Here is a 15,634-nt window from a genome sequence, read left to right on the forward strand (position 1 = left end):
TGCAAAATAAGCGCAAATGATAGGGACTCACATTTGGTAACGCTCGGCGGAGCCGTTACCAAATGTTGCACAAACCTGTCAGGGCTTGGCCAGGTCCGGCAGATCCCCGCTCAACCCGAGGGCCTGGCGCACAAACACGGCCTTGGCTTCGGGCATCTGGTCGACCATCTTCAACCCGGCATTACGCAACCAGCGCAGCGGCAGTTGATCGGCCTGGAACAGGCGCTCAAAGCCTTCCATCGCCGCCATCAGGGCCAGGTTATGGGGCATTCGTCGGCGCTCGTAACGGCTGAGCACCTTCACATCGGCCAGACGTTCACCGCGCTCGGTGGCCGACAACAACACTTCGGCCAGCACCGCCGCATCGAGGAAACCCAGGTTGACGCCCTGCCCGGCCAATGGATGGATGACATGGGCGGCGTCGCCGATCAATGCCAGGCCCTCGGCCACATAGCGTTTGGCGTGGCGCTGACGCAAGGGTACGCACACACGCGGATCGGCGCTGACCACGCTACCGAGGCGCCCTTCAAAGGCGCGCTCCAGTTCACGGCAGAAGCTTTCATCATCCAGCGCCATCAGGCGTTCGGATTCAACCGGCGTAGTCGACCAGACGATCGAGCACCAATCTTGCTGCCCGTCCCGCTCCAGCGGCAAAAACGCCAGCGGGCCGGTGTCGGTAAAGCGTTGCCAGGCCGTGCGCTGGTGCGGCTGGCTGCTGCGCACGCTGGTAACGATGGCGTTATGCAGGTAGTCCCATTCACGGGTCGCGGTGCCGGTCAGGCGGCGCACGGCGGAGTTGGCGCCATCGGCGGCCACCACCAGCGGCGCGCGCAATGTGCGGCCATCGGCCAGGGTCAGCAGCCAGTCATCGCCGGAACGGCGCATCTGCTCCAGGCGCGCATTCGCCAGCAGGCCCAGGTCGCAGTCGTGCAGACGCTCGAGCAAGGCATCCTGGACCACACGGTTCTCGACAATATGCCCGAGCACTTCGGCATGCACACTGGCCGCCGAAAAGTGAATCTGCCCGGTGCCGCTGCCGTCCCACACCTGCATCTCGCCGTACGGGCTGGCGCGTCGTTCAACGATGCCATCCCACACACCGAGGCGCTCGAGGATGCGCTGGCTGGCCGCCGACAAGGCACTCACACGGGGTTCGAAGGCCGCCGCGCGGTCGAACGGCTTGACGCTCAGCGGGCTGCCGTCGAGCAGCAACACTTGCAGGCCGCTGCCTTGCAATGCCAGCGCCAGGGCGCTTCCGACCATTCCGGCCCCGACAATCAGCACATCTGCGCGCATGTCCATGCTTTAAGCCTGTCTCGCTGGCGGCTTGCACCGCACGTAAAAGGATTGATAAGTCTCACGCATCGGGACGGGTACCCAGGCCCATGGCCTGACGGGCGAACCAACGCTTGGCCGGTGGCAGCAGGTCCAGGCCCAGCAGGCCCATATTGCGGCCCAGGGCGACCAGCGGTTGCGCGCTGCCAAACAGCCGCGTGACCTGGTCGGAGAAACCCACGGTCAACTTCTGATCCATGCGCTGACGCTCGCGATAAGCCTGCAACGTCGCCAGGTCGCCCGGCACCGCCGGCCCGGCCAGCAAGGCCTCGGCCAAGGCGTGCGCATCACGCAGGGACAGGTTGAACCCCTGCCCGGCAATCGGGTGCAGGCTGTGGGCGGCATTGCCGAGGATCGCCAGGTGCGAGCGCACTTGCTCTTCGGCTTCCACCAGGGTCAACGGATACAGATGACGGGCGCCGACTTGCTTGAGGGTGCCCAGGCGGTAGCCGAACACGCCCTGCAACTCGCTCAGGAAGCTGCGTTCATCGAGACTGGCCAGGCGCTGTGCGTCCATGCCGATACGGGTCCATACCAGTGCGCAACGGTTGTCCGGCAGCGGCAGCAGGGCCATCGGGCCTTCATCGGTGAAACGCTCGAACGCTTCGCCGTTGTGGGCTTCGCTCGGGGTGATGTTGGCGATCAGCGCGCTCTGGTTGTACGGACGGGTTTTCACGCCAATGCCCAGTTGCTCGCGCAGGCCGGAGCGGCCGCCGTCGGCGAGCACCGCGAGGTCGCATTCCAGCACGGTTTCATCGTTGAGGGTCAGGCGGTAGCCATCGGGCAGCGGCTCCATGCGTGTGACTTCCGCCGGGCAGCGCCAACTCACCACGTCCTTGTCCAGGCCTTGCCACAGGCATTGACCGAGCCAGGCGTTTTCCACCACGTAACCGAGGGCTGGCACGCCCTCCTCCATGGCGGACAGTCGCGCGGTGGAGAAGCGCCCACGGTCCGACACATGGATCTGCTTGATCGGCGCGGCGCGGCGCGAGATCTGCTGCCACAGGCCCAGGCGCTGATAAATCTGCCGGGCGCCGTAGGACAGCGCCGAAGACCGCGCATCGTAGCTCGGCTGGTAGCTGTCGCCGGGCGCGAAGGGTTCGATCAGCACGATCTTCCAGCCACGCGCCTTGGCACCGGCCTGCAACGCAAGCGCCAGGCTCGCGCCCACCAGGCCGCCGCCGATAATCGCCAGGTTGACCCGGCTCATCGGGCGGCCGCCATCAGGGCTTCGATTTCAACGACGCTCTTGGGGGCGCCGCCGGTCAGGATTTCACAGCCTTGCTTGGTCACCACCACGTCGTCCTCGATGCGCACGCCAATGCCACGCCATTTCTTCGCTACGGTCTGGTTATCCGGCGAGATGTAGATGCCTGGCTCCACGGTCAGTGCCATGCCGACTTCCAGCACTCGCCATTCGCCACCCACCTTGTACTCGCCGACGTCATGCACATCCATCCCCAGCCAATGGCCAGCGCGATGCATATAAAAGGGTTTGTAGGCTTCACTGGCGATCAGTTCGTCGACGTCGCCCTTCAGCAACCCCAGACTCACCAGCCCGGCAGTGATGACCTGCACCGTCGCCTCGTGGGCCTGGTTCCAATGCTTGTTCGGCGCGATCTCGGCAAAGGCGGCCTCCTGGGAAGCCAGCACGATTTCATAGATCGCCTTCTGTTCCGGCGAAAATTTGCCATTGACCGGCCAGGTGCGCGTGATGTCGCTGGCGTAGCAGTCGATTTCGCAACCGGCATCGATCAGCACCAGGTCACCATCCTTGAGCACGGCGTCATTCTGCTGGTAATGCAGGATGCAGCTGTTGCGCCCGGTGGCGACGATGGAGCCATAGGCCGGCATCTTCGCGCCGCCCTTGCGGAATTCGTAATCCAGCTCGGCTTCCAGGCTGAACTCATGCAAGCCGGCGCGACTGGCCTGCATGGCCTTCACATGGGCCGCGCAGGAAATGCGCGCTGCCTCGCGCATCACCTTCACTTCCGCCGCCGATTTATACAGGCGCATGTCGTGGAGCAGATGATCCAGGGCAACAAACTCGTTCGGTGGCTGGGCGCCAAGGTGCGCTTTGGAGCGGATGACGTTGATCCACTCCATCAGGTGCCGATCGAATTCGGCGTTGCTGCCCATGGCCGAATACACCCGGTCGCGGCCTTCGATCAGGCCGGGCAGGATGTCGTCGATATCGGTGATGGGGAAGGCATCGTCGGCGCCAAAGTCACGGATGGCGCCTTCGGTGCCCGCACGCAGGCCGTCCCACAATTCGCGCTCGGCATTGCGTTCGCGGCAGAACAGCACGTACTCGCCATGCTGGCGGCCGGGCATCAGCACGATCACCGCTTCCGGTTCAGGGAAACCGCTCAAGTACTGGAAGTCGCTGTCCTGGCGATAGACGTGCTCCACATCGCGATTGCGGATCGCCACGGCGGCAGCCGGCAGGATCGCGATGCTGTTGGGTTCCATCTGCGCCATGAGCGCCTTGCGACGCCGGGTGTATTCCGCTTTGGGGATATGGATCATGGGCAGATTGGCTTCCTTTCTCTATTTAGTGCAGCGAAGGCTTGGGTGCAGCAGGCTCAGCGGACTTCCTGGTCTCGGTGAACAGCAGCAACGGCGCGACGCGCAGGTATTCCATGACTTCCATGTAGTCGCCTTCGCCGTCTTCGGACTCTTCCAGGGCGTCTTGCACCTGGGAGATGGCCGCCAGGTCCTGCAGCACTTCCTTGGCGTCGGTGCTCAGTTCCAGGCCGCTGGCGTTCACGCCGAAACCGTGGAGGAAGCCCTGGCACCATTGGCCGAGTGCGGCGGCGCGCTCAGTGAGCGGTGCATCGTCGGTCGGCAGCAGCAGGACCACGGTGACGTCATCACCGGTCAGCTCGCCCTTGACCATCTCTTGCAGGCCGATCAGCGCGTTACGCACGTTTTCGGTCGGTTCGGTTTCCAGCAGCTCGGCCACATCGGCCAGCCAGTTGTCGGCATCAAAGCCAACGCCGGTGCAGCTGCGGCCGAGCAGCACGCCGTGCAGTTCGGCAGGCGAGCAAGGATGACCGCTGGTGCTCAGCAGTTTGGAAAAAGCATCGTACGGGGAGTTCTGAATGGGCATGGTGAGCTAGGCGCCAGACGGCGCAATGTCTAGAATGGAGCGCTGTATCCTAGCACCGGCAGACGTACCAAGACTATCGAGGGCGTCAGATCGTTTATCCTGCAGTTGCCATTCATCAGACAAAATCCAGTGGAACCCAATGGAAGACACCGACCTGCAAGCGCTGATGGCCAGACTCGAATTGCTAATTACTCGGGTCGAGCAACTTAAGAGTCAAAACGGACTCCTATTAGCTCAGGAAAAGACCTGGCGCGAGGAACGCGCTCACCTCATTGAAAAAAACGAAATCGCCCGGCGTAAGGTCGAATCGATGATTTCGCGCCTGAAGGCCCTGGAGCAAGACTCATGAGTTCAAGCAATAGCGTCACCGTGCAGATCCTCGACAAAGAATATTCGATCATCTGTCCCCAGGAAGAGCGCAACAACCTGGTGAGCGCCGCCCGCTACCTGGACGGCAAGATGCGCGAAATCCGCAGCAGCGGCAAAGTCATTGGTGCCGACCGCATCGCCGTAATGGCCGCCCTGAACATTACCCACGACCTGCTGCATAAGCAGGAGCGCCCTGACGTACAGGCCAGCGGCTCGACACGTGAGCAGGTGCGCGACCTGCTCGAACGCGTGGACCTGGTGCTTTCCAGCGACACAGAGCAACCCAAGGGCTGATTGCCGCGACTGTTTAAGGTATACTCGCCCCACTCCCTGGCGTGCTTGCCAGTCGGCGATGTCCCGGAGCCGATTCGCACTACCCTGGAAGTTGCACGTTGGGCTGGTGTGCATGTCCGCTAGACGGAAAGCCTTAAAGCCTACTGCTTCTTCCACCTTGAACTTTCGGGTTCAAGGGCTAAGTCGACAGCGGCTCTGTCGGGGAGCCTGAATTCCCAAACTCAATGCCAGTCCCCGGACTGGCATTGTTTTATGAGCCGAAAACCATGACCGAACCTGCGCCGCTTTCCCGTCCGCACCTTCGACGCATGTTGCGCAAAGCCCGCCGCGCCCTCACGCCGAGCGAGCAGCGCCAGGCCGCCCATGGCCTGTATCGGCAACTGGCACAGCACCCGCTGTTTCGCCGGGCCAAGCATGTTTCTTTATATCTACCGACGGACGGTGAAATCGATCCGCGTCTGCTGCTGCGCGCCGCCCAGCGACGGGGCAAGGCCACCTACCTGCCGGTGCTCAGCGCCTGGCCACGAACCAAGATGGTGTTCCAGCGCGTGAGGCCTGGGGAAAAGCTGCTGCCCAACCGCTTTCGCATTCTGGAGCCACGAGTCAATGCCAAACGCCAGCGCAAGGTGTGGACGCTCGATCTGGTGTTGCTGCCGTTGGTAGGGTTCGATGATGCCGGTGGCCGCCTGGGCATGGGCGGCGGTTTCTATGACCGCAGCCTCGCCTACCTGGCGCGCCGCCAAGACTGGCGCAAGCCTAGACTGCTGGGCCTGGCCCATGAATGTCAGAAGGTGGAGCGATTGGCGCAGGCCAGTTGGGATGTGCCATTGGCTGGCACCGTCACCGATAAGCAGTGGTATGTCGCAGAAACGCCGCTGGAAGCAGCGGCGCCTTGAAGAGGGTTAGCGTTTGAACGGTTGCGGCTGCTGCTGAGTCAGTTCAACTGGCGCATCGGTCTTGTTCGACCACAAGCTTTGCGCATACCCGGTGGTCACGACGCCCAGACCAAACAAAATCACCAATATCCATAGTAAATCCGGTTTACGTTGCATCGATTGCCCCCCTTCAGGCATCTCGTACACGATGACAACAACGTTCCAAAGTAGTCCGTTGCAGCTGCGTCAAGCTTAAAATCCCGGCATTCTGCGATAACGTGAACCAACACGCAAACCTTGACGCCAACCGACTGTCGGTTTGTCATCAAATTGCCTGACAACTTGCCCACTGCTTTTTCAGGAGCGCAAAAATGGCCTACTGGCTGATGAAATCCGAGCCCGACGAACTCTCCATCAACGGCCTGGAAACGCTGGGCGAAGCGCGCTGGGACGGGGTACGCAACTACCAGGCACGCAACTTCCTGCGCGCCATGGCGGTGGGTGACCAATTTTTCTTCTACCACTCCAGTTGCCCCGAGCCCGGCATTGCCGGCATCGGCAAGATCATCGCGGCCGCCTATCCGGACCCTACCGCGCTGGAACCGGACAGCCATTACTTCGACGCCAAGGCCACCCCGGAGAAAAACCCGTGGAGCGCGATCAATGTCGCGCACGTCCAGACCTTTCCCAAGGTGCTGGGCCTGGGCTACCTGAAACAGCAAACCGCCCTCGCCGAATTGCCCCTGGTACAAAAAGGCAGTCGCTTGTCCGTGATGCCGGTCACGGCAGAGCAATGGGCGGCGGTGCTGGCACTGCGCTGACCAGAACCCTGCGGTCACGCTCCCGGCGCATGCATCTGCACCTGAACCGGGTTAGGCTTGCGCTTCATTTGACCGGCATCAACGCCCCTCGGGCTGCCTCGGTCAAACTAGGACGCTAACGCCGCAGGATGCACCCATGTCGATCACGCCCCGCTCCTCCCACCTGTTTGCCGCTTTGTTGATTGCCTTGTTGCTCGCCGCCGGCGGCTTCGGTTACTGGAAGTCCACCCAGGATCGCCTGCCCGAAGGCTTGGGCATGGGCAACGGTCGCCTGGAGTCCACCGAAGTGCAGATCGCCGCCAAGATCCCCGGTCGCCTGGCCGAGGTGCGGGTGGATGAAGGTGACAAGGTGCTCAAGGGCCAGTTGCTGGCGCGCATGGACACCCGCACCCTGGAAGCCCAGCGCGCCCAGGCCGAAGCCGAAGTGCTGCGCGCCAGGGAAAACTTCGCCGCCGCCGAGGCCAATGTGCAACTGCGTCAAAGCGAGCAACTGCTGGCCAACCAGGAACTCAAGCGTACCCAGGAACTGTACAAGCGCGGCTTTGCCAGCAGCCAGTTGATCGACCAGCAACAGGCCCGCCAGAACACCGGCAACGCCGCCGTGATCGCCGCGCAAGCCCAGGTCAATTCGGTAAAGGCCGCCATTGGTGCCGCCCAGGCCCAAGTCGCCCAGTTGACCAGCGAAATCGACGACAGCAGCCTGCGCGCGCCCATCGACGGCATTATCCAGCTGCGCCTGGCCGAGCCCGGCGAGGTCCTCGGTGCCGGTGGACGCGTGCTGTTGCTGATCGATCCCGAGGATCAGTACATGAACCTCTACCTGCCCGCCTCCGTCACCGGCCGCCTGACGGTTGGCAGCGACGCACGCATCCTGCTCGATGCCCTGCCCCAGCAACCGTTGCCGGCCAAGATCAGCTTTGTCGCGGCCAAATCGCAGTTCACCCCCAAGGAAGTCGAAACCCGCGACGAACGCCAAAAACTGGTGTTTCGCGTCAAGCTGCGCCTGACCCAACCCAGCGCCGTGCCCCAGGCCAAACCGGGGATGCCCGGCGCCGGCTACGTGCGCATGGCTGACATCGACTGGCCGGCCAACCTGCAATGACCGGCCTGGCGCTGCACGCCACCGGCATCAACCACCGTTACGGCAAGCAGCAGGCCTTGATCGACATTGCCTTCAGCCTGCCCACCGGCACGCGCTGCGGTCTGATCGGCCCGGATGGGGCCGGCAAGTCGAGCCTGTTGGGATTGATCGCCGGGGTTAAAAAGCTCCAGGACGGCCAACTGGAGGTGCTCGGCGGCTCAATCGCCAACCGTCGTCACCGCAACAGCCTGTACCCACGCATCGCCTTCATGCCCCAGGGCCTGGGCGGCAACCTGTACCCCGAACTGTCCATCAGCGAAAACATCCGCTTCTTCGCCACGCTGTTCGGCCTGTCCAAAGCCGACTGCGACCAGCGCATGCACAACCTGCTGCTGGCCACCGACCTTGCACGCTTCGCCGAGCGGCCGGCCGGCAAGCTCTCCGGCGGCATGAAGCAGAAGCTCGGCCTGTGCTGCGCGCTGATCCACGACCCGGACTTGTTGATCCTCGACGAACCCACCACCGGCGTCGACCCGCTGTCGCGGCGGCGCTTCTGGGAACTGGTCGAGACCGTACGCAGCGAGCGCCCGCAACTGACGCTGCTGGTAGCCACCGCCTACATGGAAGAAGCCGAGCAATTCGAACATTGCCTGATGCTCGACCGTGGCAAGCTGATCGCCGACGGGCTCAGCAGCGAACTGGCGGCAGCGACCCCCAGCGGCAAACTGGATGAGGCCTTCACCCACTTTCAGGGCGACAGCGCCCACGACAACCAACCACTGATGATCCCGCCAAGGGAAGACGCCAACACCGATATCGCCATCGAAGCCCACGACCTGACCCTGCGCTTCGGCGACTTCACGGCGGTGAACAAGGTCAGCTTTGCCATCGGCCGTGGCGAGATCTTCGGCTTCCTCGGCTCCAACGGCTGTGGCAAGACCACCACGATGAAAGTCCTCACCGGGCTGATGCCGGCCACCGAAGGCAGCGCCACGCTGCTGGGCAACCCGGTGAACGCCAAGGACCTGGCCACCCGCAAGCGCGTAGGGTTCATGTCGCAAAGCTTCTCGCTGTATGGCGAACTCAGCGTGCGCCAGAACCTGGTGCTGCATGCGCAACTGTTCGATTTGCCCAAGGCCGACAGCGGCCCGCGCATCGATGAGCTGATCCAGCGCTTCGACCTCGGTGAAGTGGCCGAGCAGCCGTCCGGGGAGCTGCCCCTCGGCCTGCGCCAACGCTTGTCATTGGCCGTGGCGGTGCTGCATCGCCCGGAAGTATTGATCCTTGATGAGCCCACCTCGGGCGTCGACCCGGCGGCCCGGGATGATTTCTGGCGGCTGTTGATCGAGTTGTCCCGCGAACAAGGGGTGACGATCTTCCTCTCCACCCACTTCATGAATGAAGCCCAGCGCTGCGACCGCATCTCCTTGATGCATGCCGGCAAGGTACTGGCCTGCGACACACCGGATGCACTGCAACGGCAGTTCAACGGCGACACCCTGGAAGCCGCGTTCGTCACCTGCCTTGAGCAAGCCCAAGGCGATGCCGAACCCGCCACGTCGGCCAAAACCGTCAGCGAAACCCATGCGCCGCCCATCAGCAAGCGTGGTTTCAGCCTGTCTCGCCTGCTGGCCGTGGCCAGCCGCGAAGGCAAGGAATTGCTGCGCGACAAAGTACGCATGGCCTTCGCCCTGCTCGGTGCGATGTTCATGATGGTGATCTTCGGCTACGGCATTTCCCTGGACGTGGAAAACCTCGCCTTCGCCGTCTACGACCAGGACCAGACGCCACAAAGCCGCGCCTATCTGGAAGCCTTCCGCAGCTCGCGCTACTTCGCCGAGCAGGCGCCGATCCAGGATGCCAATGAATTACACCGACGCCTGCAACGCTCGGAAATCAAACTGGCCCTGGAGATCCCACCCGGCTTTGGTCGCGATCTCTATGCCGGGCGCCAACCCACCGTGGCCGCGTGGCTCGATGGCGGCATGCCGTTTCGTGCGGAAACCAGCCGCAACTATGTGGAGGCGGTGCACCAAGGCAACCTGCAGCAACTGGCCGAACTGAGCAGCCTGCCGCGCAGCGCCCAGGCAGCCGCCAAACTGGAAACCCGTTTTCGCTATAACCAGGACGTGGTCAGCGTGAATGCCATCGGCCCCGGCGTGATGGCACTGATCCTGGCGTTTATCCCGGCGATGCTCACCGCCCTGGGCATCGTGCGCGAGAAAGAACTGGGTTCGATCACCAACTTCTACGCCACACCCCTGACGCGCCTGGAATTCCTGCTCGGTAAACAGGCGCCTTACCTGGCCGTGAGCCTGGTCAACCTGGCGCTGCTGGTGGCGATGAATCGCTGGCTGTTCGGTGTGCCGTTCAAGGGCAGCGGCCTGACGCTGGCATTTGGCGGGCTGCTGTATGTGCTGGCCACCACCAGCATGGGCCTGCTGATTTCCGCGTTCACCCGTACCCAGATCGCGGCGATCCTCGGCACCATGATCATCACCAGCCTGCCAACCATCCAGTTTTCCGGGCTGATCGTGCCGCGCTCGTCCCTGGAAGGCGCCGCCGCCTTGATGGGCGCACTGTTTCCGGCCGGGCACTTTTTGGATATTGCCGTGGGTACCTTCACCAAGGCCCTGGACCTGCGCCAGTTGTGGCCGCAATGCCTGGCGCTGTTCGGCTTCTTTATCGGGTTCACCGGGTTGAGTCTGGTCATGCTCAAGAAGCAGGAGGCCTGATGCACAAGCTCGCACACATCTTCCGGCTGGGCATCAAGGAACTCACCAGCCTGCGCCACGACAGCGTCTTGCTGCTGTTTTTGTTCTACGCCTTCACCGTCGCCATCTACATGCCAGCCGCCGGCTCGGTGATCGGCGTGCACAACGCCAGCGTAGCGTTTGTCGATGAAGACCACAGCGCGCTCTCACGGCAGATGGCCGAGGCGCTGCAACCGCCCGAGTTCCAAGCACCGGCACCGTTGGCCTATGACCAGTTGGACAAGGTGATGGACAGCGGCCAGTACACCTTCGTGATCAACGTACCGGCCAACTTCCAGGCCGACCTGTTGGCCGGTCGCCAGCCTGGCGTGCAGGTGAACGTCGATGCCACGGCGATGAGCCAGGCGTTCATGGGCGCGGGCTATATCGGACGGATCTTCCAGCGCGAATTGCTCAACTACAGCGGGCAAACCGACGCCACCCGCCAGGCGCCCGCGCTGCTCACGACCCGAGCACTGTTCAACACCAACCTGGAGGGCGGCTGGTTCCTGGCCGTGATCCAGATCGTCAACAACATCACCATCCTGGCCATCGTGCTCACCGGCACCGCGCTGTTGCGCGAGCGCGAGCACGGCACCCTCGACCACCTGCTGGTACTGCCGCTGACCGCACTGGAAATCATGCTGGCGAAAATCTGGAGCAATATGCTGGTGGTGGTGCTGTGCACCTGGCTGTCGCTGGAGGTGGTGGTCAAAGGGCTGCTCGGCGTGCCGCTGGCCGGGTCGCTGGGGTTGTTCCTGTTTGTGACTGCCCTGTATCTGTTTGCCAGTACGGCACTGGGGATCTTCCTCGCCACCCTCGCCCGCTCGACGCCGCAGTTCGGCTTGCTGGCGATTCCGGTGATTATCCCGATGCTGCTGTTGTCAGGCGGCAGCACGCCGCTGGACAGCATGCCCGAGTGGTTGCAGTGGGTGATGCAGGGCTCGCCGTCGACGCACTTTGTGAGCCTGAGCGCAGCGATTTTGTTTCGCGACGCGGGGGTGAGTGTGGTGTGGCCGGACTTGCTGGCGCTGGCGGGGATCGGGCTGTTGTTTTTTGCGGTGGCGTTGGCGCGGTTCAGGAAGAGCCTGGCTTCCTGACGAAGCCCCCGTAGCAGCTGCCGAGCGCAAGCGAGGCTGCGTCGGCCGCGCTGCCGATTCAGGACCGAGTCGCGCCCTACGCAGCCTCGCTTGCGTTCGGCAGCTGCTACGGGGCAGCGCGTTACTGAATGATCAGGTTATTGAACAGCAGATCTTCCACCATGGGCTTGCCCGTCTCGTCGTTCATCACTTGCTGGGTTTGCTTGAGGGCTTCCTGGCGCAGCTTCTCCTTACCGTCGACCGTGCTCATGGCCTCGTTGGTCTGCTGGGTGAACAGCGCGACCAACTGGTTACGGATCAATGCGTCGTTGGCCTTGACCGCTTTGGCGGCTTCTTCGCCGGTCACGCGCAGGGCGATGTCGGCCTTGAACACTTTGAGCTTGGCTGTGCCATCCAGGCCGTAGTTACCCACGAACGGTGGGCTCAGGCTGATGTAACTGACCTTCGGCGCCTCGCCTTCTTTGGCTTCTTCGGCCTGGGCTGCCATCGGCAAGGTCAGGGCCAGCATCAATAGGATCCACGCTTTCACAGTTCATTCCTCACATTCGGTTGCCGGGTAGCATAACGCTAGCAAGGCAGAGCACAAGCTTATGGCGACTTATCAGGGCCGAGCATGCTCGTTGACCCACAGGCCTACCCTCCTACACTTATCGGCCACGACACCAAAAGGAATAGCCCGATGAAAGCTGTGCTGTGCAAAGCCTTCGGCCCCGCCGAAACCCTGGTGCTGGAAGACGTCGCGAGCCCCACGATCAAGAAGAACGAAATCCTGCTCGACGTGCATGCCGCCGGGGTCAACTTCCCCGACACCCTGATCATCGAGGGCAAATACCAGTTCAAGCCACCCTTCCCGTTCTCGCCGGGTGGCGAGGCGTCGGGGGTGGTCAGCGAAGTGGGGGAAAAGGTCAGCCACCTGAAAGTCGGCGACCGGGTCATGGCGCTCACTGGCTGGGGCAGCTTCGCCGAACAGGTCGCGGTGCCAGGCTACAACGTGCTGCCGATTCCGCCGAGCATGGACTTCAACACCGCCGCTGCCTTCAGCATGACCTACGGCACCTCCATGCACGCGCTCAAACAACGCGCCAACCTGCAACCCGGCGAAACCCTGCTGGTCCTCGGCGCTTCCGGCGGCGTGGGCCTGGCCGCCGTGGAAATCGCCAAGGCCATGGGCGCGCGGGTGATCGCCGCCGCGAGCAGCGCCGACAAACTCGCCGTGGCCAAGGCCGCCGGCGCCGATGAGTTGATCAACTACAACGAAGCCAACCTCAAGGACGAGATCAAGCGCCTGACCGACGGCAACGGCGCCGATGTGATCTACGACCCGGTGGGCGGCGACCTGTTTGACCAAGCCATTCGCGCGATTGCCTGGAACGGCCGCCTGCTGGTGGTGGGTTTTGCCAGCGGGCGCATCCCGGAGCTGCCGGTGAACCTGGCGCTGCTCAAGGGTGCGGCGGTGGTCGGGGTGTTCTGGGGCTCGTTCGCCCAGCGCCAGCCCCAGGACAATGCGGCGAACTTCCAGCAACTGTTCACTTGGTTCGGTGAGGGCAAGCTCAAGCCGTTGGTGTCGCAGGTGTATCCGCTGGAGCAGGCTGCCCAGGCGATCAATGACCTCGGCCAGCGCAAGGCCGTCGGCAAGGTCGTCGTCCAGACCCGCTAACCGATCTGAAATGCAATCAAATGTGGGAGGGGGCAAGCCCCCTCCCACATTTGTTCTCCTGCGGTCTTAAAATCGATAACGACCCACACGTATCCATTTACGACATGTTCATAAGAGAACATGCAATTGCTCTCATTTCCTGTGTTTGCGCATAAGAGGCAATGCTATTTTCGGTAACGAAACTGTAACATTCGCATCCGCAGTCAAAACAAGAAATTTGGAGCTCTTGAATGTTTGCTTTCTTTCGTCCTGCCGCACACCAGGCGCCTCTGCCTGAAGAAAAAATCGACAGTACCTACCGACGGCTGCGCTGGCAGATCTTCGCCGGTATTTTCTTCGGTTATGCCGGGTATTACCTGCTGCGCAAGAACTTCTCCCTGGCCATGCCCTACCTGATCGACGAGGGTTACACCCGAGGTGAGCTGGGCCTGGCGATGTCGGCCATTGCGATCGCCTATGGCCTGTCCAAGTTCCTCATGGGCCTGGTGTCCGACCGCTCCAACCCGCGTTACTTCCTGCCCTTCGGCCTGCTGGTATCGGCCGGGGTAATGTTCATTTTCGGTTTCGCGCCTTGGGCGACGTCCAGCGTGACCATGATGTTCATTTTGCTGTTCATCAACGGCTGGGCCCAGGGCATGGGCTGGCCGCCCAGCGGCCGGACCATGGTGCACTGGTGGTCGCAGAAAGAACGCGGCGGCGTGGTGTCGGTGTGGAACGTGGCGCACAACGTCGGCGGCGGCCTGATCGGCCCGTTGTTCCTGCTGGGCATGGCCTGGTTCAACGACTGGCATGCGGCGTTCTATGTACCGGCCACGGTGGCCTTGGCGGTGGCGGCGTTTGCCTTCATCACCATGCGCGACACCCCGCAATCGGTGGGCCTGCCGCCGATCGAGCAGTACAAGAATGATTACCCGGAAGGCTACGACGCCAGCCACGAAGACGAATTCAGCGCCAAGGAAATCTTCGTCAAGTACGTGCTGCGCAACAAAATGCTCTGGTACATCGCCTTCGCCAACGTGTTCGTCTACCTGCTGCGTTACGGCGTATTGGATTGGGCACCGACCTACCTCAAGGAAGCCAAGCACTTCACGGTGGATAAATCGTCCTGGGCGTACTTCTTCTACGAGTGGGCAGGTATTCCGGGCACGCTGTTGTGCGGCTGGATGTCGGACAAGATCTTCCGTGGCAACCGTGGCCTGACCGGCATCGTGTTCATGGCGCTGGTGACCGTGGCGACCCTGGTGTACTGGCTCAACCCGCCGGGCAACCCGATGGTCGACATGATCGCGCTGTTCTCGATCGGCTTTTTGATCTACGGCCCGGTGATGCTGATCGGCCTGCAGGCGCTGGAACTGGCACCGAAGAAAGCCGCCGGTACGGCTGCGGGCTTCACCGGTCTGTTCGGCTACCTGGGCGGTTCGGTGGCAGCCAGTGCGGCCATGGGCTACACCGTGGACCATTTCGGCTGGGACGGTGGTTTCGTGCTGCTGATCGGCGCATGCCTGCTGGCCATCGCGTTCCTGATCCCAACGCTGTGGCACACCAACAGCGTCAGCTCGGCGCGTTAATCGCCTGAGCAATCCTTGGCACAACGCTTGAGCCGCGCCTCCAGGTTTTTATCTGGCATGGCGTGGCTACGCAGGGCGTTGACGGTCTGCTCGACATAATCGCGAGTGGTGCCGTAACGCCCGCAAGCGCTTTGCAGCACGTGGTTCAGCACGATATCGGGCAGGTTGCCGGCGTAGCTGGGCAAGTGCCGCTCCAACACAAACCCCAACGCCTGCACCTGGCTGCCATCTTCAAGGCGGCAACTGAGCCAGTGCGGCCGGTAGGACGGGTAAGGCATCTCGCGCTGCCACAAGGCGTAAAGCGAAGCCTCCAGTTGATCTTCCGGCAAGCGATAGGCAAAGCCGCTGCACGAGCCTCCGCGATCCAGGCCAAAGACCAGGCCCGGCAACTCCGGCGTGCCCCGATGCTCGTGGGACCACAGGTACAGGCCCCGGTGATAACCGTGGACCCGTGCCCGCACCCGCTCAGTCGACGAACATTCCGGGCGCCAAATCAGCGAACCATACGCAAATAGCCAGACCGGGCCACCCTTGTGCCGGCCCATGGTGGCCTGCATCGAGCTCATTAACTGTTCGTGAGTGAGTTGCGGCCCCAGATCGAGCCGCGGAGGGTAAGCCAATTGCAGAAGATCGGATTCAATGGCGGTCATGGCGAAAAGCGGTACGCCT

16 protein-coding genes and 1 other RNA gene are annotated in these 15,634 nt (G+C 62.6%); 10 read left to right on the forward strand and 7 right to left on the reverse strand.

The window, feature by feature from the left end; all coding sequences use genetic code 11:
* Positions 1-78 precede the first annotated feature (78 nt).
* The 4 genes from BFQ01_RS20255 to BFQ01_RS20270 all read right to left on the reverse strand — a co-directional run bounded on the left by BFQ01_RS20255 (position 79) and on the right by BFQ01_RS20270 (position 4,447).
* Positions 79-1,296: a 2-octaprenyl-3-methyl-6-methoxy-1,4-benzoquinol hydroxylase gene (locus tag BFQ01_RS20255; RefSeq protein WP_176718760.1), complete on the reverse strand. Its 1,218-nt coding sequence runs from the start codon at positions 1,294-1,296 to the stop codon at positions 79-81.
* A gap of 61 nt (positions 1,297-1,357) precedes the next feature.
* Positions 1,358-2,545 carry a 2-octaprenyl-6-methoxyphenyl hydroxylase gene (gene ubiH, locus BFQ01_RS20260; RefSeq protein WP_065926644.1) on the reverse strand — a complete coding sequence of 396 codons (1,188 nt, stop codon included), beginning with the start codon at positions 2,543-2,545 and terminating at the stop codon, positions 1,358-1,360.
* Positions 2,542-3,864, reverse strand: coding sequence for a Xaa-Pro aminopeptidase (gene pepP, locus BFQ01_RS20265; RefSeq protein WP_065926645.1), 1,323 nt, complete (start codon positions 3,862-3,864; stop codon positions 2,542-2,544). The genes ubiH and pepP overlap by 4 nt, the downstream gene beginning before the upstream one ends.
* A 25-nt stretch (positions 3,865-3,889) precedes the next feature.
* The gene (locus BFQ01_RS20270; protein WP_065926646.1) at positions 3,890-4,447 is read right to left on the reverse strand and encodes a YecA/YgfB family protein; all 558 of its coding nucleotides are present in this window, start codon (positions 4,445-4,447) and stop codon (positions 3,890-3,892) included.
* Between the two features lie 139 nt (positions 4,448-4,586).
* On the opposite strand from BFQ01_RS20270, the gene BFQ01_RS20275 reads away from it, so the two are divergent.
* The 4 genes from BFQ01_RS20275 to BFQ01_RS20290 all read left to right on the forward strand — a co-directional run bounded on the left by BFQ01_RS20275 (position 4,587) and on the right by BFQ01_RS20290 (position 6,006).
* Positions 4,587-4,796 (forward strand): TIGR02449 family protein, encoded by a 210-nt coding sequence (locus tag BFQ01_RS20275; protein WP_007982902.1) that lies wholly within the window; start codon positions 4,587-4,589, stop codon positions 4,794-4,796.
* Complete coding sequence (locus tag BFQ01_RS20280) at positions 4,793-5,110, forward strand: cell division protein ZapA (protein WP_027608375.1); 318 nt, start codon at positions 4,793-4,795, stop codon at positions 5,108-5,110. Before BFQ01_RS20275 ends, BFQ01_RS20280 begins: the two co-directional genes overlap by 4 nt.
* Positions 5,111-5,140: 30 nt before the next feature.
* Positions 5,141-5,319: non-coding RNA, 6S RNA (ssrS, locus tag BFQ01_RS20285), on the forward strand.
* A 57-nt stretch (positions 5,320-5,376) separates the two neighbouring features.
* Positions 5,377-6,006: a 5-formyltetrahydrofolate cyclo-ligase gene (locus BFQ01_RS20290; RefSeq protein ID WP_065926647.1), complete on the forward strand. Its 630-nt coding sequence runs from the start codon at positions 5,377-5,379 to the stop codon at positions 6,004-6,006.
* Positions 6,007-6,012: 6 nt separating this feature from the next.
* On the opposite strand, the gene BFQ01_RS32425 is transcribed toward BFQ01_RS20290, so the two are convergent.
* Positions 6,013-6,162, reverse strand: a complete 150-nt coding sequence (locus tag BFQ01_RS32425) for a hypothetical protein (RefSeq protein ID WP_092355790.1) — start codon at positions 6,160-6,162, stop codon at positions 6,013-6,015.
* 194 nt (positions 6,163-6,356) lie between these two features.
* Here BFQ01_RS32425 and BFQ01_RS20295 point away from each other — a divergent pair, with 194 nt between their 5' ends.
* The 4 genes from BFQ01_RS20295 (at position 6,357) to BFQ01_RS20310 (ending at position 11,740) form a co-directional block, all read left to right on the forward strand.
* Positions 6,357-6,806, forward strand: a complete 450-nt coding sequence (locus tag BFQ01_RS20295) for an EVE domain-containing protein (RefSeq protein ID WP_027608373.1) — start codon at positions 6,357-6,359, stop codon at positions 6,804-6,806.
* 136 nt (positions 6,807-6,942) lie between these two features.
* Positions 6,943-7,908, forward strand: coding sequence for an HlyD family secretion protein (locus tag BFQ01_RS20300; protein WP_027608372.1), 966 nt, complete (start codon positions 6,943-6,945; stop codon positions 7,906-7,908).
* Positions 7,905-10,622 (forward strand): ribosome-associated ATPase/putative transporter RbbA, encoded by a 2,718-nt coding sequence (rbbA, locus tag BFQ01_RS20305; protein WP_065926648.1) that lies wholly within the window; start codon positions 7,905-7,907, stop codon positions 10,620-10,622. The genes BFQ01_RS20300 and rbbA overlap by 4 nt, the downstream gene beginning before the upstream one ends.
* A complete protein-coding gene (locus tag BFQ01_RS20310) occupies positions 10,622-11,740 on the forward strand; it encodes an ABC transporter permease (protein WP_065926649.1) in 1,119 nt (372 codons plus the stop codon). Before rbbA ends, BFQ01_RS20310 begins: the two co-directional genes overlap by 1 nt.
* A 121-nt stretch (positions 11,741-11,861) precedes the next feature.
* On the opposite strand, the gene BFQ01_RS20315 is transcribed toward BFQ01_RS20310, so the two are convergent.
* On the reverse strand, positions 11,862-12,269 hold the full coding sequence (locus tag BFQ01_RS20315) for a flagellar basal body-associated protein FliL (RefSeq protein WP_027608369.1): 408 nt from the start codon (positions 12,267-12,269) through the stop codon (positions 11,862-11,864).
* Between the two features lie 150 nt (positions 12,270-12,419).
* Here BFQ01_RS20315 and BFQ01_RS20320 point away from each other — a divergent pair, with 150 nt between their 5' ends.
* Together BFQ01_RS20320 and glpT are read left to right on the forward strand one after the other, a co-directional pair.
* On the forward strand, positions 12,420-13,397 hold the full coding sequence (locus tag BFQ01_RS20320) for an NADPH:quinone oxidoreductase family protein (protein ID WP_065926650.1): 978 nt from the start codon (positions 12,420-12,422) through the stop codon (positions 13,395-13,397).
* A gap of 230 nt (positions 13,398-13,627) precedes the next feature.
* Positions 13,628-14,965 (forward strand): glycerol-3-phosphate transporter, encoded by a 1,338-nt coding sequence (glpT, locus tag BFQ01_RS20325; protein WP_065926651.1) that lies wholly within the window; start codon positions 13,628-13,630, stop codon positions 14,963-14,965.
* On the opposite strand, the gene BFQ01_RS20330 is transcribed toward glpT, so the two are convergent.
* Positions 14,962-15,615, reverse strand: coding sequence for a gamma-glutamylcyclotransferase (locus tag BFQ01_RS20330; protein ID WP_065926652.1), 654 nt, complete (start codon positions 15,613-15,615; stop codon positions 14,962-14,964). The genes glpT and BFQ01_RS20330 overlap by 4 nt on opposite strands.
* Between the last annotated feature and the right edge of the window lie 19 nt (positions 15,616-15,634).

Origin of the sequence: Pseudomonas sp. 8 R 14, assembly GCF_900005955.1 — a bacterium.
GTDB classification, from domain to species: Bacteria; Pseudomonadota; Gammaproteobacteria; order Pseudomonadales; family Pseudomonadaceae; genus Aquipseudomonas; species Aquipseudomonas marginalis.